The following is a 23,000-nucleotide window of genomic DNA, read 5'->3' as shown; positions in this document are numbered from 1 at the left end:
TGAAGACGACGACGTTGATAGGTCGGGTGTGTAAGCGCAGCGATGCGTTGAGCTAACCGATACTAATGAACCGTGAGGCTTAACCTTACAACGCCGAAGATGTTTTGGCGAAGAGACAGATTTTCAGCTTTGATACAGATTAACAGAATTTGCCTGGCGGCTTTAGCGCGGTGGTCCCACCTGACCCCATGCCGAACTCAGAAGTGAAACGCCGTAGCGCCGATGGTAGTGTGGGGTCTCCCCATGTGAGAGTAGGGAACTGCCAGGCATCAAATTTAGCGTGCTGATATGGCTCAGTTGGTAGAGCGCACCCTTGGTAAGGGTGAGGTCCCCAGTTCGACTCTGGGTATCAGCACCACTTTATACTTAGGTTAAAGTTCGGCAAGAAGTAAAAGAATTTGTCTGGCGGCTTTAGCGCGGTGGTCCCACCTGACCCCATGCCGAACTCAGAAGTGAAACGCCGTAGCGCCGATGGTAGTGTGGGGTATCCCCATGTGAGAGTAGGGAACTGCCAGACATCAAACAAGTGAAAAGGCCATCCGAAAGGATGGCCTTTTTGCGTTATGAATCTCGTGAAAACGGTAGGCCCGGTAAGCGCAGCGCCACCGGGCAAAAACAGCAGATTAATGAATCACCTGCGACAGGAATGCTCGCGTACGTTCTGACTTCGGATGTGCAAAGAACTCATCCGGCGGCGCCTGCTCAACAATCTCCCCACGGTCCATAAAGATCACCCGGTCGGCTACAGTTCGCGCAAAACCCATCTCATGCGTCACGCACAGCATGGTCATGCCGGATTGTGCCAGCCCAATCATGGTATCCAGAACCTCCTTCACCATTTCCGGATCGAGAGCTGATGTCGGTTCATCAAACAGCATAATTTTCGGTTTCATACACAGTGAACGGGCGATAGCCACACGCTGCTGCTGGCCACCCGATATCTGGCCAGGGAACTTATTCGCATGCTCTGCGATACGTACGCGCTCCAGGTAGTGCATTGCCAGCGCCTCGGCTTCCTTTTTCGGCATCTTCCGTACCCAAATCGGTGCAAGCGTACAGTTCTGCAGAACGGTCAGGTGCGGAAACAGATTAAAGTGCTGAAAGACCATTCCCACTTCCTGACGCACGCGTTCGATATTGCGGATATCTTCATTCAGCTCGATACCATCAACCACGATGCGTCCTTGCTGATGCTCTTCAAGATGGTTAATGCAGCGAATGGTTGTGGATTTCCCGGACCCGGAAGGGCCGCACAGGACGATGCGTTCGCCCTGCTTGACCTTGAGATTAATGTCCTTCAGGACATGAAACTGTCCGTACCATTTGTTCACGTTTTCCAGCGTAATCATCGCGTCGGCGGGTGTCATAGTTATTTGGCTCATATTTTCCTCAGTGCGGTGTACGCCCGGTGTTAAAGCGCTTTTCCAGATGCTGGCTGTAGCGCGACATGCTAAAACAAAAGATCCAGTAGATCAGGGCAGCAAAGACATATCCTTCGGTGGACATGCCCAGCCAGACAGGGTCAACGGTTGCCTGCTGCACGCTGCTAAAGAGATCGAACAATCCGATGATGATCACCAGGCTGGTATCCTTGAAGAGGGCAATGATCGTGTTGACCAGACCCGGGATGACCAGCTTGAGTGCCTGGGGAAGAATGACCAGCCCCTGCGTTTTCCAGTAGCCGAGCGCCAGTGATTCTGCCGCTTCGTACTGGCCTTTAGGCAACGCCTGCAGACCACCGCGCACAACTTCTGCAACATAGGCGGACTGGAAGAGAATTACCCCGACCAGGGCACGGATCAGTTTGTCGATCGTTGTGCCTTCAGCCATAAACAGCGGCAGCATGACCGACGACATAAACAGGACGGTGATAAGCGGTACGCCGCGCCAGAACTCAATGAAGATAACGGAGAGCACGCGGACGATCGGCATTTTTGAACGTCGCCCCAGAGCAAGTAGAATCCCCCACGGCAGAGCACCGGCTATCCCCACTGATGCGATAATCAACGTCAGCGTCAGCCCGCCCCACTGGCGTGTTTCAACACGTTCCAGCCCCAGAAAACCGCCATACAGCAGCACCCAGACAATAATCGGATAAACCACCGCCCAGACGGCAATATAGCGTCCACGGTGAGGCAGCTTTTTCCAGAACATGACTGCGACAGAGAGCAGACCGATAACCAGCGCCAGATTAATCCGCCAGCGCTGTTCATGCGGATACAACCCATACATGAACTGACCGAAGCGTTCATGGATAAACACCCAGCAGGCGCCGGCTTTTGTACAGTCTGCCCGGGTTGAACCGACCCAGTTGGCCTGTAAAAACGCCCAGTTCAGCAGGGGAGGAATCAACTCCCACATGAGCCACAGGCAGACAATCGTCAGCAGGCTGTTACTCCAGCTGGAGAACAGATTCTTGCGCGCCCAGAGAATGAAACGTCCACCTGTCGAGTTGGCAGGGCGCGAGGAGTGCGACAGTATCGCTTTTGTCATCATAAATCCTTAGCGCTCGACCAGTGCTATACGACGGTTATAGAGGTTCATCAGCAGTGAAATTACCAGGCTGATGATCAGATAGACAGACATGGTGATGGCGATGGTTTCAATGGCTTGTCCGGTCTGGTTAAGCACGGTTCCGGCGAAGAGTGACACCATATCGGGATAACCAATGGCAGCGGCCAGCGACGAGTTTTTGACAATATTAAGATACTGGCTGGTCAGAGGGGGAATGATGACCCGTAAAGCCTGCGGGATGATGACCTGGCGAAGCGTCACGGTATGGGGTAATCCCAGTGAGCGTGCCGCCTCGTGCTGTCCGTAAGGTACGGCCTGGATCCCGGCACGAATAATCTCAGCGATAAAGGCTGAGGTATAAATCGATAGCGCCAATGTCAGAGCTGCCAGCTCAGGAATTAATACCATCCCGCCCTGAAAGTTGAATCCCCGCAGATGGGGAATGTCCCAGTGCAGTGCGGCCCCAAACAGCCAGTGAGCCACCAGCGGCAGGCTAACGATCAGGACGACTGCCGTGGGCCAGGTTCTGCGAAGCTGGCCGGTTTTGATCTGATGCGTGCGGTTAAAGCGGAATATCCCAGTAGTGAGAGCAAGCGCGATCGCAATCGCGCCGATAAAAGCGTACAGACCTTCACCTGGCAGAGGAGAAGGAATGGACAGCCCACGGTTGCTCAGGAAAAAAAGCTCAAACGCGTCGACGGCCTGACGGGGGCCGGGTAGGTTACGCAATACGGCAAAATACCAGAAGAAGATCTGCAGGAGCGGGGGGATATTGCGGAACGTTTCAATATAAACAGTCGACAGCTTCCGCAGGAGCCAGTTTTCAGAAAGACGTGCCAGGCCAATAAAGAAGCCCAGTATCGACGCGAAGACGATACAAAGCGCCGATACCAGCAGCGTATTCAGTAAACCGACCACGAACACGCGTCCATACGTGTCACCTTCCTGGTAATCAATAAGATGCTGAACAATGCCAAACCCCGCGCTGCGATCTAAAAACGCGAAACCGGAGGTAATGCCGCGATTATTCAGGTTGGTGATGGTGTTATGGATGAGATACACGGCGATGAGAACAACCGCAACAATAGCAATAATCTGGAATAGCCAGGCGCGGACCGCGGGATGAGAAAAGGATAGCGATCCTTTTACGGCTGAGCGGCGATGGGACATAAAGAAACCTCAGTAACCATGACTCTGGAGTGGGCACTGCCAGAGCAGTGCCCGTTACAGCTATGACTTAACGTACTGGTGGTGCGTACTGAATACCGCCGTTGTTCCAGAGATTGTTCTGGCCGCGTTTGATCTTCAGCGGGCTTTCCGATCCCACGTTGCGTTCAAAGATCTCAGAGTAGTTGCCCACCTGTTTGATGATGTTGTAGGCCCACTTGTTATCCAGCTTCAGATCCTTGCCGAAATCACCTTCTGTACCCAGCAGGTGTGCCATATCCGGGTTGGATGGTTTAGCCGCTTTCTCATCCACGTTTTTCGAGTTGATGCCCATCTCTTCTGCGTTCAGCATGGCAAACAGCGTCCAGCGAACAATGGAGAACCAGTCTTCATCGCCACGACGTACCACCGGTCCGAGAGGTTCTTTGGAGATCACTTCAGGCAGAACAATCCATTCTGCAGGATTGCTCAGCTTAATGCGTAAGGCATACAGCTGTGACTGGTCAGAGGCCAGCGTGTCGCAACGGCCGGATTCCAGCGCTTTGGCCGACTCATCCGAGCGGTCGAATGTCACTGGCGTGTATTTCATGTTATTTGCTTTGAAATAATCGGCGACGTTCAGCTCGGTATCGGTGCCCGCCTGAATACAAACGGTAGCGCCATCCAGCTCTTTGGCGCTTTTCAGGCCCGCTTTATTGTGGGTCAGGAAGCCGATACCGTCATAATAGGTCACGCCCGTGAATGACATCCCCATCCCCGCGTCGCGGGAGGAAGTCCAGGTGGTATTACGGGAGAGCATGTCAACCTCACCGGACTGCAGCGCCGTAAAGCGTTCTTTCGCCGTCAGCGGGGTATATTTTACTTTGCTGTCATCACCAAAAACGGCGGCAGCAACGCCACGGCAGACGTCCACATCGATACCGGTAAATTTGCCGTTCGCATCGGCATAAGAGAAGCCAGGCAAACCGTCACTGATACCGCATTGAACAAAACCTTTCTTTTTAACGGCATCCAGTGTCGTTCCCGCATGGGCTTGACCGGCTACGGCAAACATCATGCCTGCAGCGGCCAGGCTGGCTATCATCGTCTTTTTCATAATGCATCCTGTGTGGCGAAATTTATCGTTATAGAGGCGTTTTTAAACGCTTTACCTGTCTGTGGCGTTGGCCAACGTTTATAAAGCAAACGTAATGCCAGTTTTGCGTTCGACAAAATAAGAGATGAGTGAACGCTTAATGCTGAGTGTAGACAGGCTTAAATAAAACGAGCGCCCTGAAACGGTGCGAAATTACAACCTGTGCCACAAATTGGAGCAAAAGTTTTGAGTCGCGCCAGGAAAAAGACAAGATAGTTTCCAGCGTGAATATTGGCAGGGTAGTCAATAATATTAATGTGTGAAAATCATCACAATAGAACCGGTAATTTAAATGAGTATACGAAAAAGATGTGACTGGTTTCAGGATGAAATGAACAGCGCGAATAAATACGGGGCTATTTTTTTACTTATATGAAAATAGTGCACTGATTAAAAGCAAAAGCGCGGCCAGAGCCGCGGGTTGTTAACAGCTGTTACTTCGTCAGGGCAACAATACCCAGCGTCAAACCTGCCACTGCGGCAGCACCGCCGGCGATAGCACCCGCAGTTTCCCAGTTATCCTGGGTGGTGCCTTTCATACAGGTATTGGTATGAACCAGTCGGCCCTGGTCGTCGTAAACCGGTACACATGGAGAGTCGTGCGCGCAACCAGCAAGCAGCGCAGCGAGTAGTGCAACGGAAATGAATCTTTTCATGATGTTACCTCAATATTATTTCTCATCCGCTATAAAGCCAGGAGGGCAATTAACGAACTGGAGGTTATTTTACCACCGGGGTAAGTCCGCGTTACACGAGGAATAATCTCAAATTATGTAGTTTGTAAAAATCGTGGAGAAAAATCGATTTCAGGACGAATTAATGGAGACATTTTGAAGCTGCAAGAGAGTATTTTTACTTAATGCAAATCATCGTGTTTTTAACATTAGTTTTGCTTAATGCCTAATTCATTGTTTATGTTAAAAATAAAAAAGGCACCAGAGGTGCCTTTTTAGGGAAATGTTAATCTTTATGGCGGGTAAAGCGTCGACGGACCACCACAAAGAAGACGGGTACGAAGAAAATCGCCAGCAGCGTTGCGGAAAGCATTCCCCCCATCACGCCCGTACCGACGGCGTTTTGCGCACCGCTCCCTGCCCCAGAGCTGATCACCAGCGGCATGACGCCCAGTATAAAGGCCAGAGACGTCATCAGGATTGGTCGAAGGCGCATCCTTGACGCCTCCAGCGTGGCCTCAATGATGCCTTTACCCTCTTTCTCCATCAGGTCCTTAGCAAATTCGACGATCAAAATGGCGTTTTTCGCTGACAGACCAATCGTGGTCAGCAGGCCGACCTGGAAATAGACGTCATTGTTTAACCCGCGCAGTGATGCTGCGAGAAGCGCCCCGATGACCCCCAACGGCACAACCAGCATGACGGAGAACGGAATGGACCAGCTTTCATACAGCGCCGCAAGACACAGGAACACCACGATCAGTGAGATGGCGTACAGTGCAGGCGCCTGGTTACCCGAAAGTCGCTCCTGGTAAGACATTCCTGTCCAGTCATAACCGATGCCGGAAGGCAGTTTTGCCGCGAGGCTTTCCATCATAGCCATGGCTTCGCCGGTACTTTTACCCGGGGCTGATTCACCGAGGATCTCCATAGAGGGCATTCCGTTATAGCGCTCCAGACGAGGTGAACCGTAAACCCAGTGAGCGTTGCTAAAGGCTGAGAACGGCACCATTTCCCCGTTCGCACTGCGCACGTAAAGGTTGTTAATATCTCCTGGCAACATACGGAATTTTGCATCAGCCTGGACGTAGACCTTTTTCACGCGCCCATGATCGATAAAGTCATTCACATAGGTGCCGCCTAAGGCTGTCGAAATCGTCTGGTTGACGTCAGAAAGACTGATGCCCAGCGCCTGGGCTTTCTCCTGGTCGACGTCCAGCTTGAACTGTGGCGTATCCTCCAGACCGTTAGGACGCACGCGTACCAGCAGGTCGGGGTGCTCTTTCACCATGCCGAGCAGCTGGTTACGCGCCTGCGTCAGCTGGGTATGTCCGAGGTTAGCCTGATCGATCAGTTCAAAGTCGAAGCCCGTGGCGGTACCCAGCTCAATAATGGCAGGCAGGTTAAACGGGAAAACAAGGCCGTCTTTAATCTGACTAAAGGCTTTCGTCGCACGACCCACAATCGCCTCGACCCCATTTTGTGCCCCAGGACGCTCCTCCCAGGGCTTCAGGCTGATGAAGGCAATACCGGAGTTCTGGCCCTGGCCACTAAAGCTAAAGCCGTTTACGGTAAAGACGGATTCAACATTCGCCTTCTCTTTATTCAGGTAGTAGTCCTGAACCTGGTCGAGGACCTGCTGAGTACGCGTCTGGGTTGCCCCCGCAGGCAGCTGAACCATCGTCATAAACACCCCCTGATCCTCTTCGGGGAGGAAGGAGGTGGGTAAGCGCAGGAAGAGCACCGCCATCCCACCGACAATAATGACGTATACCACCAGATAGCGCCCGGTTTTGCGCAAGATACCGCTCACGCTGTGACTGTAGTGCTCCACGCTCTTATCAAAAAGCGCATTAAACCAGCCGAAGAAACCCCCTTTTTTCTCATGATGATCGGCGGATACGGGCTTAAGCAACGTTGCACAGAGTGCAGGCGTCAGGATTAGCGCAACCAGTACGGACAACGCCATCGCGGAAACGATAGTCAGCGAGAACTGGCGATAGATCGCCCCCGTCGAGCCGCCAAAAAAGGCCATCGGGATAAAGACCGCCGAGAGCACCATGGCGATCCCCACCAGCGCACCCTGAATCTGCCCCATCGACTTCTGCGTGGCCTCTTTAGGCGGCAGCTTGTCCTCGACCATGACGCGTTCAACGTTCTCGACGACCACAATAGCATCATCAACCAGCAGGCCTATCGCCAGCACCATGCCGAACATTGTCAGGGTATTGATGGAGAAACCGAACGCCGCCAGAACCGCGAAGGTACCCAGCAGAACGACCGGAACCGCAATCGTCGGGATGAGCGTTGCCCGCAGATTTTGCAGGAACAGGTACATGACCAGGAAGACGAGAACGATCGCCTCAAACAGGGTCTTCACCACTTCGTGGATAGAGATTTTCACAAACGGTGTGGTGTCATAGGGGTAGACGACTTTGAGCCCCTGCGGGAAGAACGGCTGCAGTTGTGCCAGCTTGCTCTTGATGGCTGCTGCCGTATCCAGCGCATTGGCCCCGGTTGCCAGCTTAATCCCCAGGCCGGTTGCCGCCTGCCCGTTGATTTTTGTCACCATGTTGTAGTTTTCGCCACCCAGCTCAATGCGAGCCACATCCTTCAGATGCACCATCGAGCCGTCCTGGTTCACCTTGAGCGTCACGCGACCGAACTCTTCCGGTGATTTCAGACGGGTTTGCGCGATGATCGAGGCATTCAGCTGTTGTCCCGGGATGGACGGCGTCCCGCCCAACTGGCCTGCCGCTATCTGGTCGTTCTGCGTTTTCAGCTGGTTGATGATATCCAGCGGTGTCAGCTGGTATTTGTTCATCGCATTGCTGTCGAGCCAGATACGCATCGCATACTGGGCGCCAAACAGCTGCACGTCACCGACGCCAGATGTTCGGCTGATGGCATCTTTGACGTTCGAGGCGACATAGTCGGAGATGTCATCCTGCGTCAGGTTTTTGTTGTCTGATACAAAACCGGCAACCAGCAGGAAGCTGCTGCTGGACTTCTCAACGCCAATCCCCTGCTGCTGCACCTCTTGCGGCAGCAGCGGCATGGCGAGCTGCAGCTTGTTCTGCACCTGCACCTGGGCGATGTCCGGATCGGTTCCGGACTCGAAGGTCAGGGTGATCGTGACGTTACCCGCTGAATCGCTGGTGGAGGACATATACATCAGGTTATCGATACCGTTCATGTTCTGTTCGATAACCTGGGTCACGGTATCCTGTACCGTCTGGGCATCTGCTCCCGGGTAGGTCGCGGATATCGCCACGGCGGGAGGTGCAATGGTCGGATACTGTGCGACGGGAAGTTTGAGAATGGCCAGTCCGCCTGCAATCATCAAAATGATGGCAAGTACCCAGGCGAAAACCGGTCTCTGAATAAAGAAATTAGCCATGTCGTCGTCCCTTAACTGGCCGGAGCGGTGGTGGTATCAGGCGTAGCGACGACGGTTACGCCCGGTCTGACCTTCTGTAGTCCGCTGACAATCACGCGGTCACCGTTTTTCAGCCCTTCCGTTACCAGCCAGCGGTCACCAATCGCCTGTGGCGCAACGACGGTGCGAGACTCAACCTGATTTTTATCGTTCACCACCATCACGGTGGCATCGCCTCGCGGTGTGCGGGTCACGCCTTGCTGGGGAACCAGTATCGCATCCGGCTGTGTACCTTCATCAATGCGGGCGCGAACGAACATACCGGGTAACAGCAGATGTTGAGGATTCGGGAAAATGGCGCGCAGGGTAATCGAGCCGGTACTTTCATCCACCGTGACGTCGGAGAACTGCAATGTGCCTTTCAGCGGATAGGGCTGCCCGTTCTCCATCAGTAGTTCAACGCTGCTGGCGGTATCGCCTTTTTGTAGGCTCGTCTGCTTCAGACGCATAAAATCATTACTGGACTGGGTCACATCAACGTAAATCGGATCAAGCTGCTGGACCGTTGCCAGCGCCGCGGTTTGTCCGTTCGTCACGAGCGCGCCTTCCGTCACGCTGGATTTGCCGATGCGGCCATCGACGGGAGACGTCACTTTGGTATAGGCAAGATTGATGCGTGCACTTTCAACGCCCGCTTTGGCGGCGACGACGCTGGCATCTGCCTGCTGGGCCGTGGCGACGGCCTGGTCATACTCTTGCTTGCTGACATACTGTGTGCCGACCAGCGGGAGATAACGTTTCACCGTCAGGTGTGCAATATTGGCCGCCGCCTGGGCCTTCGCCAGCTCGCCTTTCGCGTTATCGTAAGCCGCCTGATAGGTAGCAGGATCAATCTGATAAAGCGAATCCCCGGCTTTTACATCGCTGCCTTCCGTGAAGTTGCGGCGCAGGATAATACCGCTAACCTGCGGACGAACCTCTGCCACGCGGAACGCATCAGTTCTGCCCGGGAGTTCAGTGGTGACAGCCAGCGGTGCGCTTTTCACAATATGCACGCTGACCTGGGGGGCCTGCGGATGTTGCGGTTGGTTTTCCTGGCCATCGCATCCTGAGAGCAGTGCAGCGCAGACAATGAAACCGGCTAAAGGTAAGCGTCTGAAATGATTCGTCATTACTGGTCCTTTAAATACCCGGAAACCGATATTTGGCGTGAATCGGTAGCAGGGGCAGCGGGATAAAAAAATAAAATGTAGCTGCGTATAATAATGAGGGTATTTAATGTTTTTTAATTTATAAGTGCGGATGACAAGGTCTGAGCAGAAAAATCAGAATCAGGCTCGGTTTATTTCTCCGTCATCTTCCGGCAAGCTAATCAGTTAAATAGCGCTTAACGTGATTTAATTATTCATGTTGTGAATTTAAACTTAAATATGTATTTAGCTAAGCTATAAATTAAGAAGATTGACTTTTTTTGTGCAAAATTAAAACGGAATTTGGTGAATACTTTCTTTCTCCTGACCCCTGTGTTACGTATAAATCTTGTGAGTAGCGAGTAGTTGTCTATGGCGCGTAAAAAGAAAGAAGAAGCTCAACAAACCCGACAGCAGCTGATTGAGGCGGCTATCGGCCAGTTTGCGACGCGTGGCGTAGCCAACACGACGCTGACGGACATCGCGGATGCCGCAAAGGTGACGCGCGGTGCCATTTACTGGCACTTCACCAGTAAAGCCGAAATATTTAATGCCATCTGGGAGCAGCAATTACCGCTTCGCGACATTATTCGCGACCGGCTTTCCCTTTCCGAAGGTGATGATCCATTGTTAATACTTCGTGAGCAATTTATTACTGCGCTGCAGTATATTGCGCGTGAGCCCCGACAATGTGCCCTTTTACAAATTCTGTATCACAAATGTGAATTTAGCAGTGATATGATTTCTGAGAGTGAGATAAGAAAACGGATTGGGTTCAATTATGACACGCTGCGTGCCACGCTGGAGGCGTGTATTTCACGTAACATCATTTCGCCAAAGGTAAATGTTGATCTGACCCTGATCGTATTCCACGGTTTTTTTAGCGGAATCATTAAAAACTGGTTAATGAATAACGACAGTTTCAATCTTTTTCAGCAGGCTCCCGCCCTGGTCGATAGCATTCTGGCGACACTGCCTGTCATTCGCGTATCGCCTCATGATGATGCTTACAGCTCAGCGCCAGGTAACATTTCCCCTCGCGCGCAAAGTGCCTCAATGGTTTGCGCGCTGACGGGTTTACCTAACAGATAACCCTGAAGGGTGTTGCAACCCAGCTCGGTTAAAAAGGCTTGCTGTGCTTCGGTTTCTACACCTTCAGCCACGACTTTCAGGTTGAGTGTTTTGGCGAGGGCCACAATCGCTGAGACAATGGTGGCATCCTCGCTTTCCCCGCTTAGCTCTTTCACGAACGCCCTGTCGATTTTCAATTCACAGGCCGGTAAGCGCTTGAGGTACAGCAGGCTCGAATATCCGGTACCAAAATCATCAATGGAGGCCTTTACGCCCGCTTCCGTCAGCTCTGTCAGCACCCGTACACTTTCATCCGGGTTGCTCATTGCCGTGGTTTCCGTCACTTCCAGGATCAACATTTCTGGTGGCACATGATGAAGTGCCAGACAGTTGAGAACCGTGTTGACCAGCGAAGGCTGTTCAAACTGCAGCGTCGACAGGTTTACCGCCATTGACCAGCTTTGATGTCCCTGAAGATGCCATTCACGCAGCTGGCGACAGGCTTCATTAATTACCCAGTTGCCGATAGGGATAATCAGCCCCGTTTTCTCCGCCAGCGGCAGGAAAAGGTCCGGGGTCAGTAACCCCTGCTTAGGATGCTGCCAGCGCAATAACGCCTCAAATCCAAGGATAGGGCCGGCGGGGGCGTGAAATTTTGGCTGGTACAGCAGGCGTAGCTCATTGCGATCGATCGCCATCCACAGATCGTTCATCAACTGAAGATGGGTCTGCGCCAGCGTATTCATCGAGGGCTGGAAAAAGTGGTAACCGTTCCGGCCCATGTGCTTGGTATGGTACATCGCCGCGTCGGCGTTAAACATGAGCTCACGTTCGGTTTTGCCGTCGTGAGGATACAGCGCGATCCCAATGCTGAGGGTCACCACCAGTTCATAGTGGTCGAGGTTGAACGGGCTATCGATCGCGCGCACCAGCGAATTCGCCAGCGATGCCGCATCGTCCGGGCCTTCTCCCTCAGCCAGCAGAACAAACTCATCACCGCCGATACGTGCCAGGGTGAACTGGCCCTTCAGGAGATGCAGCAGACGCTCCGTAACGGCAATCAGCAGCTTGTCACCAACATCATGGCCGTAAGCGTCATTGATGGCTTTAAAACCGTCGAGATCCATGAACATCAGGGCGAAATGGGTCCCTTCACGATCGGCTTTGCTGATGGCCTGATCGAGTCGGTCTTCCAGCAGGATACGGTTGGGCAGACGCGTCAGGGTATCGTGCAGGGCCAGTTGTGCGAGTTCCCGGTTAGCTTCTGCAAGTGACGAGGCCAGAAGGGCGGTACGTGCCTGAAGGCGGGCATCCAGCATTGATACCAGCAAGGTAATCCCAAGAATAGAGAGCGCGACGACGCTAACCAGCACCGCCAGCCAGCTCCCGTTGATACCCTCATGGTGAACCATTGTGGACATCGGAAACTGTGCGGCTTTCATCCCGGCGTAGTGCATCCCGGCAATGGCAATGCCCATGGTGATGGCGGCACCCGTGCGCATCAGCACGACCTGAGCGGCATCGTGACGCAGGCGGAAGGTCAGCCATAATGCAGCGAGTGAAGCGGCAAGCGCAATGGCGACCGAAATGGCCACCCAGACCTTGTCCCAGATAATCCCGGGCATCACCTCCAGCGCAGCCATGCCGGTGTAATGCATGGCAACAATACCGCTTCCCATCACCAGCGCACCGGGCAGCAGACGGCGCAAGCGTAACCGATCGCAGCTAACGAGCCAGAGCGCAAATAGTGACGACCCCACGGCGATGACCATCGATAACACCGTCAGGGTGGCGTTGTAGCTCATGCTCATGGAGAGGTCCATCGCCAGCATGCCGATAAAATGCATGGCCCACACGCCTATGCCCATTGCAATACCGCCACCAGCCAGCCAGACGCGGGCAGCGACGCCCTGACTCCCGGCGACACGTGCCGCCATATTCAGTGCGGTATATGCGGCAAGAATGGCGACAACAAAGGAGAGGACAACAAGGATATGGTTGTATTGGCTGACCAGCATGGACGGTTCTACTCGAGTGTGAGGTTACGCTAGAGCGGTTGAGAAGGGCGAGACATTATCACCGTCGGGTAATGGCTCAAAGGGATTTAAATCCCCGTTTTTAGTGGGTAATAACGGGGAGATTTGCGCAATCAGGCGATTAGTCGAGCTCTGAGCAGTTCACGAGTTTCAGGGGATTCACGGAGTTCATATTGCGACACTTATCGGTTTCGGTGCTCATCAGTTCAATCCACTGCATCAGGAGTGCATCGAAAATCAGAACGGAGATTGCAAAGACAACCAGCCACCAGTATTTACGAATCATTGTGTCATTCCGCGAGAAGAGCGCCAGTAGAGTGGGGGAAATATACACCAAAAGCAGCGGTTTTAAAGCGGGATAAGCGAAGGTTTACAAAGCGTTGACGGACTGAAGCAGGAAATAAAAAAGGCGCTTCCCCATGCCGAAGAGCGCCTTTTTAAACAAGCATTTAACTGATTAGTATCAGTTCATGCCGTATTTTTTCAGTTTCTTACGCAGAGTACCACGGTTGATACCCATCATCAGCGCAGCGCGGGTTTGGTTACCGCGGGTGTATTGCATCACCATGTCCAACAGTGGCTGTTCAACTTCAGCCAGTACCAGCTCATACAGGTCATTAACATCCTGACCGTTCAGTTGAGCAAAATAGTTCTTCAGTGCCTGTTTAACCGAGTCACGCAGGGGCTTTTGAGTTACCTGGTCCTGAGAGTTAACGGTAGAAACGGTCAGTACGTCAGAATTTACGCGTTGTTCGAACATAGTTCTGTCAGCTCTTTATTTCATTACGCAAGATTTTCGAAGTATGCCTCCAACGCCTCCAGCTGTTCGCTGGCATCCTCTATGGCGTTGAATGTGCGCCGAAACTGGTCATCTGGAGCGTGCTCCTGGAGATACCAGGAAACGTGTTTACGCGCAATTCGGTACCCTTTCGCCTGACCGTAGTGGTCATGCAGTTCCCGAACATGCGAACAAAGCAAGCGCTTAACCTCTGCCAGAGGCAGTGGAGCAAGCAGCTCTCCAGTGTCCAGATAATGCTGGATTTCCCGAAAGATCCAGGGTCTTCCCTGAGCGGCACGTCCTATCATCAGAGCATCAGCTCCCGTATAGTCGAGCACAGCTCTGGCTTTAAGCGGGTCAGTTATGTCGCCATTCGCGATAATCGGAATGGAAACTTTCTGCTTAACTGCCCGAATGCTGTCGTATTCAGCTTCACCGTTGAACAAACAGGCGCGCGTGCGTCCATGAATGGTCAGGGCCTGAATGCCACAGTCTTCGGCCAGTTGGGCAATCTCTACACAGTTACGGTGTTCCGGCGACCAACCCGTGCGAATCTTTAACGTAACAGGAACGTCCACTGCGCTGACAACCGCCGTCAGGATAGCTTTCACCTGGTCGGGGTATTGCAGAAGGGCTGAACCTGCAAGCTTGCGATTCACTTTTTTGGCCGGGCACCCCATATTGATATCAATAATCTGGGCACCACTTTCCACGTTGATACGCGCGGCATCTGCCATCTCTTCAGGCACGCTTCCGGCAATTTGCACGGTGCGAATACCCGGTTCATCAATGTGCACCATCCGAAGGCGGGATTTATCGCTTTCCCAAACCTGCGGGTTAGACGACATCATCTCGGATACGGTTAAACCGGCTCCCATCTCATAGCACAGCGTCCTGAACGGCCGGTCGGTAATACCTGCCATAGGGGCTGCGATCAGGCGATTTCTAAGCTGGTGGTGTCCGATGCGCATGAGTTAAGAAATGACCATACTGTGACTGCAAGGCGGCGTATATTACGCATTTTTTGCACGAGATGAAAGGCCAAACTTTGAACAATCCACTGTTGTAGATCAAGGAATCGCCGCTCAATCTTTCCGTTAAGAATTATTCACTATTTAAATCATTATGTTATGTGGGAATGGCTATTTTATGGGCGCTTACAATTTCCCGTAACTTCTCATCATTTCTGAATAAACGGCTTACCTCAGCGGGATAATCTGCTGTTTTTAGCAGCAGATTTTCCCTCTTCTTTGCGATCTGCGTCGCATTTTAGAACATGATCTTAAGCCTCAGGATGGGCGTTATTCGACCACAACACGCCCATGCAGAGACTGTACCGGACGGTTATTATCGTGATGCATGGTATGAGTAAATTTCTCAAGCTGTTCTGCTGAGACGGTTAACGGCTGTTTGAGCACGATCCAGGTGACCCCTTCAGAACACGGTGGCGTGGTCAACGAGCCACTAAAACGCCAGTAGGTTTTCACCTTTGGCAGCAGTTTGTTCAGGTTGAGATCCTTCTCAAGGGTTACGTTCTGTTCAGCCTGCTGCGGCATCACGCTCCACAGCTTATCCAGCTCCGGATTCGCAGCACCTTTATCAAACATGACGGCCACCACGGCCAGCTCACCCGCGCTGTTTTTATGAACCAGATGCATCTCCATCGCGTACTTTTTGCCGTGCACGGTGTTTTCGCTCGGCGCATGGAAGTGGAACTGCTGTAGCGTCCAGGTTTGCTTGTCCAGGGTGATCGTGTTGCGGGTATCTGCCTTTTCGCTGGCCTGGATGGTATGGCCATTGTTTGTCAGCCCCACTGGGCCATCAATGTAGTGCGTTTTAAGCGGGGAGAGATGGGCGTTAGCGGTTGAATCAATATTAATTGGAGACTGGTTCATTCCGCTTTGACAGGTCTTGTAAGCTTCGTCCAGTTCGCCCCAGTGTTCCGGTGAACCTTCCCCTTCGTAGCTCCAGTGTGACGCAAATGCTGAAGCCGAAACCATGCTCAGCGCCAGCAGCGCTGCCTTGCCTGTAATGTGTTTCATCATATTCTTCCGGTGAATTTTTATAATACAAATCAACATGATTTGTGTGGTTATTTTACCGAAGAATGGCAGAGGGAGAGAGGATTATCAGCGGAAGAAAGGCGTGGTCAGATGACCACGCCAAATGCTTATTTTTTACGACCGGTAATACGACACCACTCTTCTTTCTCCACCACCGGGTCGAGAGTGAAAAGATCGGCGTAGGCTTCGCACACGCTGTCCGCCTGGCTTGCCAGGATACCCGAAAGCCCCAGCAGACCGCCCTCAACGGGCAGCACGCTGATTAACGGGGCCAGCTCACGCAGTGGGCCTGCCAGAATGTTTGCGACCACCACGTCGGCTTTCATGGCTTCTGGCTGCGCATCCGGCAGATACAGCTCCAGACGATCGGAAACGCCGTTACGCTCGGCGTTGTCGCGGCTGGCCTGAATGGCCTGCGGATCGATATCGATCCCGATGGCTTTAGCCGCACCCAATTTCAGGGCGGCAATCGCGAGGATCCCGGATCCACAGCCGAAGTCGATCACCGTCTTACCGTCCAGATCGAGACCATCCAGCCACTGCAGGCACAGGGACGTCGTGGGATGGGTGCCGGTACCAAACGCCAGACCCGGATCGAGCATGACGTTAACCGCGTTTTCATCAGGAACCTCGCGCCAGCTCGGGCAGATCCACAGACGCTTGCCGAACTGCATCGGGTGGAAGTTATCCATCCACTCGCGTTCCCAGTCTTTGTCTTCCAGCTGTTCGATTTTGTGCGCAAACCCAGCGCCCAGCAGAGGGTGGTTTTCCAGAATCGCGACGACCTCTTTCATGTCGGTTTCAGCATCAAACAGGCCGATAACGTCGGTATCGCCCCACAGGCGTGTTTCGCCCGGCAGAGGCTCAAAGACCGGCGTGTCATGCGTGTCCTGGAAGGTGATAGAGACCGAGCCGGCCTCCATCAGCGCATCGCTCAGTTCCTCGGCGTTAGCGCCGGTTGTGTTCAGTTTTAGTTGGATCCACGGCATGGCAAAACTCTTTATTTATCAGTAGAAATCATAGCGGGCTGTGGGACGGGCTGACCAAAACGGTTCCCCACCACAAACGCCAGTAAACTTAGCAGTAACGAAGGCACAATCGGATGGAAGCCCAGGTACTGAATCTTAAACGTTGCGAGGACGGCGTACAGCACGCCGCCGACAATCATGCCGCTCAGCGCGCCCGCCGCGTTTGCACGCTCCCAGTAGAGCCCTAACACCAGCGGCCACAGGAATACCGCTTCAAGCCCACCAAACGCCAGCAGGTTCAGCCAGATGATCATCTCCGGCGGGCGCCATGCGGCTAACATCATCAGAATGCCGAGCACCAGCGTGGTCCAGGTCGAGATGCGTTTCAGCTTTTGCTCATTATGCATTTTAGCCGGACGCGCGCTAAGCCACAGATCTTTGATGATAGTGGCGGAAGCCTGCAGCAGGTGCGCGTTAACGTTAGACATGATGGCCGCCATCGGTGCAGCAAGGAACAAACCTGCGGCCCACGGGGGCAGTACCTGCACCATCAGCGTAGGGATCACCTGATCCGGCACGGTCAGGTGAGGTAATACGGCCCGTCCCAGCGCGCCCGCCAGATGCATACCCAGCATCAGCAGCGCGACAACGACGGTACCAATCACAATTCCCCGATGAACGGCTTTGCTGTCTTTATAGGAGATACAGCGCACGGCGGTGTGCGGCAGACCGATAACCCCGAAGCAGACCAGCACCCAGAAGGAGGTCATAAACGCGGGCGTCAGGATATCATCAGCACCATGAGGGCTGACCAGTTTAGGATCGATCTGCTCCAGCGTTTGCACCGCATTGTGTAATCCACCGGCCGCGTAGATGACGCCGACCAGCAGCACAAGGGTGCCTATCAGCATCACCATGCCCTGCATGGTATCGTTCAGCACGCTGGCGCGGAAGCCGCCAAACGCGGTGTACAGCGCAATCGTGATCCCGAAGATGAGCAGCCCGGTCTCGTACTTAATACCCGCTGCCGTTTCCAGCAGTCGCGCGCCGCCAATAAACTGAACGGCAATGGCGCCGACGAAGGCGACAATCAGGCTGATACTGGCAATCCAGACCACCGCGCGGCTCTGATAACGTGCCTGCAGCATATCGTTTAGCGTAATGGCGTTATAGCGGCGAGCGAGTATGGCAAATTTTTTGCCCAGAATACCCAGTGACAGCCAGATCGTGGGCACCTGGATCATGGCCAGCAGTACCCAGCCCAGCCCGTATTTATACGCCGCGCCCGGCCCGCCAATGAACGAACTGGCGCTCACGTACGTGGCGGTCAACGTCATCGCCAGCACAAACCCGCCCATCGAACGGCTGCCGAGGAAATATTCGCTCAGGAACGATCCGGTACTGCGTTTGCGCATGGCATAGAAAGAGAGGCCAAATACCACGATCAAATAGACAACCAGTACGGTGATGATTTCAGTTTGCATCACGATCCTCCAGCGGGAAATCGCGGAAGATAAAGCGCACCATCAGCCAGCTGAGCAAAATGAAAATCAACGGTACCAGCAGACACGCCATTTCAAACCAGTGCGGCAGGCCGGTGATACCGGAGGCTGAATTCGGTAAGTAAGCAGTTACTAACCATGCGGCGAGATAGAGAAGGGTCAGCCACAGCGCCCAGCGCGCTTCTTTATGGGCCTGAACAAAACGTTTGTCCATTTTTTGTCCCTTGTGGATGAAGAAAGCGGGGATTGTACATGATGAGGCTTTCCAGGCCCCAGAAATAAAAAAGGCCGGATAATCCGGCCTTTTCGTGCGCGCGCAGTCTTACTTCTCGTTAAGACCGAGTTTCTTCTCGAGATAGTGGATGTTGGTTCCACCATTCTGGAAGTGCTCGTCGCTCATGATACGCATCTGCAGATCAACGTTGGTTTTGATACCGTCGATGATCAGCTCCTGCAGGGCGTTCTTCATGCGGGCAATTGCCACGTCACGGTTTTCGCCGTAGCAGATGAGCTTGCCGATCATTGAGTCATAGTACGGCGGTACGGTGTAACCGGCGTAGATATGAGACTCCCAGCGCACACCAAAACCACCCGGCGCGTGGAAACGCGTGATTTTACCCGGGCTTGGCAGGAAGGTGTTCGGGTCTTCGGCGTTGATACGACACTCGATCGCATGGCCTTTCACCACAACTTCTTCCTGCTTGATGGAGAGCGGCTGGCCTGCAGCGATACGCAGCTGTTCTTTGATCAGGTCAACGCCGGTGATCATTTCGGTAACCGGGTGTTCAACCTGAATACGGGTGTTCATTTCGATGAAATAGAACTCGCCGTTTTCGAACAGGAACTCAAAGGTACCCGCCCCGCGATAGCCGATATCGACACACGCTTTGGCGCAACGCTCGCCGATGTAGCGACGCAGTTCCGGGGTAATACCCGGTGCTGGCGCTTCTTCGACCACTTTCTGGTGACGACGCTGCATGGAGCAGTCACGTTCTGCCAGATAGATCGCGTTACCCTGACCGTCAGCCAGCACCTGAATTTCGATGTGGCGTGGGTTTTCCAGGTATTTTTCCATGTATACCATGTCATTGCTGAAAGCGGCTTTCGCTTCAGCTTTGGTCATGGAGATGGACTGCGCCAGGTCGGCATCGCTACGCACAACGCGCATACCGCGACCGCCGCCGCCGCCAGACGCCTTGATGATAACCGGGTAGCCAATGCGTTTAGCATGAGCACGGTTAGCATCCATGTCGTCGGTCAGAGGGCCGTCAGAGCCTGGTACGGTTGGCACACCGGCTTTTTTCATCGCGGTGATTGCAGACACTTTGTCGCCCATCAGGCGGATGGTGTCGGCTTTCGGACCGATGAAGATGAAGCCAGAGCGTTCAACCTGCTCAGCAAAGTTGGCGTTCTCAGAGAGGAAGCCGTAACCCGGATGAATTGCCACCGCGCCGGTGATTTCAGCGGCGCTGATGATAGCCGGGATGTTCAGATAGCTTTTTACGGACGGAGCCGGGCCAATACAGACCGTCTCATCCGCCAGCAATACGTGTTTTAAATCGCGATCCGCGCTTGAGTGCACCGCGACGGTCTTGATGCCCAGTTCTTTACAGGCACGAAGAATACGCAGAGCAATCTCGCCGCGGTTGGCGATAACAATTTTATCCAGCATGTTCGCCTCGTTACTCGATGACGACCAGCGGCTCGTCAAATTCAACCGGCTGACCACTTTCGACCAGAATCGCTTTCACAGTACCTGATTTGTCTGCTTCGATCTGGTTCATCATTTTCATCGCTTCAACGATGCACAGGGTATCGCCTACGTTGACTTTCTGACCCACTTCGATGAACGCCTTCGCGTCCGGGCTCGGGGTGCGGTAGAAAGTACCAACCATTGGGGAACGTACGATGTGACCACTGATTTCTGCTGCAGCGGCAGGTGCGGCTTCAGTTGCTGCTGGCGCAACGGCTGCGGAGAGCGCAGGCTGCTGCACTGGCGCAGCATAAGCCTGCTGCATTACCGGGAAGCTAGCGGCTGGGGCTGCACGGCTGATGCGTACAGACTCTTCGCCTTCAGAAATTTCCAGTTCGGAGATGCCTGATTCTTCAACCAGCTCGATCAGTTTTTTAATCTTACGAATATCCATGAGTGGGTTCCGTACTCTTGTTTAGTGTGATTGTGACAAGCGTTTTACCGCTGTCTGTAAAGCGTATGAATAGCCGTCAGCGCCCAGTCCACAGATAACGCCAGCAGCGATATCTGACAGATAAGAATGGTGGCGGAACGGCTCTCGGGCGTGCACGTTACTCAGGTGGATCTCGATAAACGGGATACTCACCGCGAGCAGTGCGTCGCGGATAGCAACACTGGTGTGCGTAAACGCGGCCGGATTGATCAGGATATAGTCCACATTGTCTTTAGCCTGATGAATACGGTCGATGATTGCGTACTCCGCATTCGACTGAAAATGATCCAAATCCACATTCAGTGACGCTGCTTCCGTTCCCAGACGGTTAACAATTTCACTCAATGTCAGCGTGCCGTACTTCTCTGGCTCACGGGTTCCGAGCATGTTCAGGTTCGGTCCGTTCAAAACTAAGATATGGAACTTATCAGTCATTATGCCGCTATCTCCTGCGATTTTCGGGTAAAAAACAAAATATACCTTCGAAACGCAAATGTCACCTTTTCAGAGGCTTAAAACCGCTGTCAGGCGAACCAAGGTCGCACATTATAACGATTTCGTAGCATTTAGCAGCTAAATACTGGTCTTATCAGGGAAGATTATCAACCGCTATCCGAAAAAGATTTGCGGTTGACGGGGAATATGCGGGAAAACGCACAGTTTCGCGCACTATCGCAACCACTGGCGGAACTTCTTGTAACGCCATGCTAAAAGCGCCACGGCGGCCAGTGCGTACAGGACCGGCTGCGGGGAGAGGATCTTCACCGACCACAGGTAATGAATAGGGGCGAGGATCGCGACAAGATAGACGAAGTTGTGCAGCAGCTGCCAGCGCCTGCCCAGTTTTCGCTGTGCATATTGCGTGGAGGTCAGCGCTAACGCCAGTAAAATCACCCAGCTCACAATACCCAGCGTCAGATAAGGGCGTGTCACCAGTTCGCGGCCAAGCAGTGCCAGATTGTTAATTCCCAACTCCAGCAGGGCATAGCTGGTGAGATGCAGCGTCGCCCAGGCAAAACACCATAGCCCTAACAACCGACGGGTGCGTATCAATAGTGGCTGTTTAGCGTAGCGCGCCAGCGGCGAGACGAGCAAGGTGGCCAGCAAAAATTTCAGAGCCATCCGACCGGTAAAATGCTGGATATCCTTGGCCGGATCGGCGCTAAAGAGCCCCTGGCTGGCGGCCCAGAACAGCCATATAAAAGGAAGCAGCCCGGCCAGATGCAGAAGCACTTTCAGCCAGGTAATCTGTTTTGCCGTTAAACGCACTCAGAAGTTCTCCCGTAAATTGAGGCCACGGTACAGCGAGGCCACTTCATCCGCATAACCGTTAAACAGCAGCGTGGGCTGACGCTTCACGTCCAGCGCACCGCCGGAACCGATAAACCGCTCGGTCGCCTGCGACCAGCGCGGGTGATCCACATGCGGGTTAACGTTGGCGAAGAAACCGTATTCGTCCGGGGCCGCCAGATTCCAGGTGGTTGGCGGGCGCTCGCGGGTGAGCTTAATGCTGACGATGGACTTAATTCCTTTGAAACCGTATTTCCACGGTACGGTTAAACGAATGGGGGCACCGTTCTGCGGCGGAAGCGCCTTGCCGTACACGCCGACGGTCAGCAGGGTAAGCGGGTGCATCGCCTCATCGAGGCGTAACCCTTCCACATACGGATACTCAAGCCCGCCGCCAATAAACCGGTCTTTTTGTCCAGGCATCTCGTCCGGCGCATAGCGCGTCTGGAAGGCGACATATTTTGCGTTGCTGGTGGGCTCAACCATCGCCAGTAATTTATGCAGCGGGAAGCCAATCCAGGGCACCACCATCGACCAGGCTTCCACACAGCGCATACGGTAGATACGCTCTTCGAGCGGGAAACGGGTGGTCAGATCGTGATGATCCAGCGTCAGAGGTTTCGCCACTTCGCCCTCAATCTTCAGCGTCCACGGATCGGTTTTGAGGCTACCGGCGTTGGCGGCAGGATCGGCCTTGTCGAGACCAAATTCGTAGAAGTTGTTGTAGCCGGTGACTTTATCTTCTGGCGTAAGCGCGAGTTTGTTCTGCCATTGGGCGGGTTTCGTAAAGGTGAGCGGGGCGCCGGAAGGGGCCTTCGGCCGATCGTTGCCTTTAAACCAGTCGAGCAGGTCGGCGTGTGCTGCCGGCGAGAGCGAGAGCGCGGTGGCGCTGATGCCAAGCATTTTCAGGATCTGGCGGCGCTGTAACATAAAGACAGACTCAGACGTTACGTCGGCTTCCGTCAGTTTTCGGTTTTTCATGGCATCCTCCGTCATGCGTTTTCCTAAGCATGACGGAGGAGAGGGATTCGCGCGAATATGTCACGA

At 53.5% G+C, this 23,000-nt stretch carries 21 protein-coding genes, 1 tRNA gene and 3 rRNA genes; 5 read left to right on the top strand and 20 right to left on the bottom strand.

What is annotated here, in order from left to right; translation table 11 throughout:
- The 4 genes from ACMWJS_RS17685 to rrf (ACMWJS_RS17670) all read left to right on the top strand — a co-directional run.
- Positions 1-87: ribosomal RNA gene (locus ACMWJS_RS17685) — 23S ribosomal RNA — on the top strand; the annotation flags it as partial.
- Between the two features lie 65 nt (positions 88-152).
- A 5S ribosomal RNA gene (gene rrf / locus ACMWJS_RS17680) occupies positions 153-268 on the top strand.
- Positions 269-282: 14 nt separating this feature from the next.
- A tRNA-Thr gene (locus tag ACMWJS_RS17675) sits at positions 283-358 on the top strand.
- A 43-nt stretch (positions 359-401) separates the two neighbouring features.
- Positions 402-517: ribosomal RNA gene (rrf, locus tag ACMWJS_RS17670) — 5S ribosomal RNA — on the top strand.
- 106 nt (positions 518-623) lie between these two features.
- On the opposite strand, the gene ACMWJS_RS17665 is transcribed toward rrf (ACMWJS_RS17670), so the two are convergent.
- From ACMWJS_RS17665 to ACMWJS_RS17635, 7 genes are all read right to left on the bottom strand, one after another.
- Positions 624-1,382 (bottom strand): amino acid ABC transporter ATP-binding protein, encoded by a 759-nt coding sequence (locus ACMWJS_RS17665; protein ID WP_014171880.1) that lies wholly within the window; start codon positions 1,380-1,382, stop codon positions 624-626.
- Positions 1,383-1,389: 7 nt separating this feature from the next.
- A complete protein-coding gene (locus ACMWJS_RS17660) occupies positions 1,390-2,493 on the bottom strand; it encodes an amino acid ABC transporter permease (protein WP_023309439.1) in 1,104 nt (367 codons plus the stop codon).
- A gap of 9 nt (positions 2,494-2,502) precedes the next feature.
- Positions 2,503-3,684 (bottom strand): amino acid ABC transporter permease, encoded by a 1,182-nt coding sequence (locus ACMWJS_RS17655; protein ID WP_248222439.1) that lies wholly within the window; start codon positions 3,682-3,684, stop codon positions 2,503-2,505.
- Between the two features lie 67 nt (positions 3,685-3,751).
- Positions 3,752-4,777, bottom strand: a complete 1,026-nt coding sequence (locus ACMWJS_RS17650; protein WP_047071242.1) for an amino acid ABC transporter substrate-binding protein — start codon at positions 4,775-4,777, stop codon at positions 3,752-3,754.
- Positions 4,778-5,250: 473 nt separating this feature from the next.
- On the bottom strand, positions 5,251-5,472 hold the full coding sequence (locus ACMWJS_RS17645) for a lipoprotein (RefSeq protein WP_008502867.1): 222 nt from the start codon (positions 5,470-5,472) through the stop codon (positions 5,251-5,253).
- A gap of 304 nt (positions 5,473-5,776) precedes the next feature.
- Positions 5,777-8,890 carry an efflux RND transporter permease subunit gene (locus tag ACMWJS_RS17640; RefSeq protein WP_045910145.1) on the bottom strand — a complete coding sequence of 1,038 codons (3,114 nt, stop codon included), beginning with the start codon at positions 8,888-8,890 and terminating at the stop codon, positions 5,777-5,779.
- 11 nt (positions 8,891-8,901) lie between these two features.
- Complete coding sequence (locus ACMWJS_RS17635; RefSeq protein ID WP_045910144.1) at positions 8,902-10,041, bottom strand: efflux RND transporter periplasmic adaptor subunit; 1,140 nt, start codon at positions 10,039-10,041, stop codon at positions 8,902-8,904.
- A 390-nt stretch (positions 10,042-10,431) separates the two neighbouring features.
- On the opposite strand from ACMWJS_RS17635, the gene envR reads away from it, so the two are divergent.
- Positions 10,432-11,151, top strand: a complete 720-nt coding sequence (envR, locus tag ACMWJS_RS17630) for an acrEF/envCD operon transcriptional regulator (protein ID WP_045910143.1) — start codon at positions 10,432-10,434, stop codon at positions 11,149-11,151.
- Here envR and ACMWJS_RS17625 read toward each other — a convergent pair.
- The 13 genes from ACMWJS_RS17625 to msrP form a co-directional block, all read right to left on the bottom strand.
- Positions 11,067-13,148, bottom strand: a complete 2,082-nt coding sequence (locus tag ACMWJS_RS17625; protein WP_045910142.1) for a putative bifunctional diguanylate cyclase/phosphodiesterase — start codon at positions 13,146-13,148, stop codon at positions 11,067-11,069. The genes envR and ACMWJS_RS17625 overlap by 85 nt on opposite strands.
- A gap of 139 nt (positions 13,149-13,287) precedes the next feature.
- Positions 13,288-13,452 (bottom strand): DUF2556 family protein, encoded by a 165-nt coding sequence (locus tag ACMWJS_RS17620; RefSeq protein WP_008502862.1) that lies wholly within the window; start codon positions 13,450-13,452, stop codon positions 13,288-13,290.
- Between the two features lie 177 nt (positions 13,453-13,629).
- Positions 13,630-13,926, bottom strand: a complete 297-nt coding sequence (fis, locus tag ACMWJS_RS17615) for a DNA-binding transcriptional regulator Fis (protein ID WP_000462905.1) — start codon at positions 13,924-13,926, stop codon at positions 13,630-13,632.
- Between the two features lie 23 nt (positions 13,927-13,949).
- Complete coding sequence (dusB, locus tag ACMWJS_RS17610) at positions 13,950-14,915, bottom strand: tRNA dihydrouridine synthase DusB (RefSeq protein WP_008502861.1); 966 nt, start codon at positions 14,913-14,915, stop codon at positions 13,950-13,952.
- A gap of 330 nt (positions 14,916-15,245) precedes the next feature.
- A complete protein-coding gene (locus ACMWJS_RS17605; RefSeq protein ID WP_414747358.1) occupies positions 15,246-15,986 on the bottom strand; it encodes a carbonic anhydrase in 741 nt (246 codons plus the stop codon).
- A 128-nt stretch (positions 15,987-16,114) separates the two neighbouring features.
- Positions 16,115-16,996, bottom strand: a complete 882-nt coding sequence (gene prmA / locus ACMWJS_RS17600) for a 50S ribosomal protein L11 methyltransferase (protein ID WP_167213204.1) — start codon at positions 16,994-16,996, stop codon at positions 16,115-16,117.
- An 11-nt stretch (positions 16,997-17,007) separates the two neighbouring features.
- A complete protein-coding gene (panF, locus tag ACMWJS_RS17595; protein ID WP_032650448.1) occupies positions 17,008-18,459 on the bottom strand; it encodes a sodium/pantothenate symporter in 1,452 nt (483 codons plus the stop codon).
- Positions 18,449-18,691 carry a YhdT family protein gene (locus tag ACMWJS_RS17590; RefSeq protein WP_048028794.1) on the bottom strand — a complete coding sequence of 81 codons (243 nt, stop codon included), beginning with the start codon at positions 18,689-18,691 and terminating at the stop codon, positions 18,449-18,451. The genes panF and ACMWJS_RS17590 overlap by 11 nt, the downstream gene beginning before the upstream one ends.
- A 108-nt stretch (positions 18,692-18,799) precedes the next feature.
- On the bottom strand, positions 18,800-20,149 hold the full coding sequence (accC, locus tag ACMWJS_RS17585; RefSeq protein ID WP_024906319.1) for an acetyl-CoA carboxylase biotin carboxylase subunit: 1,350 nt from the start codon (positions 20,147-20,149) through the stop codon (positions 18,800-18,802).
- A 10-nt stretch (positions 20,150-20,159) separates the two neighbouring features.
- Positions 20,160-20,624, bottom strand: coding sequence for an acetyl-CoA carboxylase biotin carboxyl carrier protein (accB, locus tag ACMWJS_RS17580; protein ID WP_013098992.1), 465 nt, complete (start codon positions 20,622-20,624; stop codon positions 20,160-20,162).
- Between the two features lie 21 nt (positions 20,625-20,645).
- Entirely contained in the window at positions 20,646-21,098 is a 453-nt protein-coding gene (aroQ, locus tag ACMWJS_RS17575; protein ID WP_024906320.1) for a type II 3-dehydroquinate dehydratase, read from the bottom strand.
- Positions 21,099-21,332: 234 nt separating this feature from the next.
- Positions 21,333-21,932 carry a protein-methionine-sulfoxide reductase heme-binding subunit MsrQ gene (gene msrQ, locus ACMWJS_RS17570; RefSeq protein ID WP_024906321.1) on the bottom strand — a complete coding sequence of 200 codons (600 nt, stop codon included), beginning with the start codon at positions 21,930-21,932 and terminating at the stop codon, positions 21,333-21,335.
- Positions 21,933-22,934, bottom strand: a complete 1,002-nt coding sequence (gene msrP, locus ACMWJS_RS17565) for a protein-methionine-sulfoxide reductase catalytic subunit MsrP (protein WP_048028796.1) — start codon at positions 22,932-22,934, stop codon at positions 21,933-21,935.
- Positions 22,935-23,000 lie beyond the last annotated feature (66 nt).

It is taken from the genome of Enterobacter sp. HK-058-C-ECC, from assembly GCF_047531125.1.
Lineage (GTDB): Bacteria > Pseudomonadota > Gammaproteobacteria > Enterobacterales > Enterobacteriaceae > Enterobacter > Enterobacter quasiroggenkampii.
The sequence above is the reverse complement of the archived record's forward strand: the minus strand, read 5'-3'. Positions and strand labels throughout refer to the sequence as shown.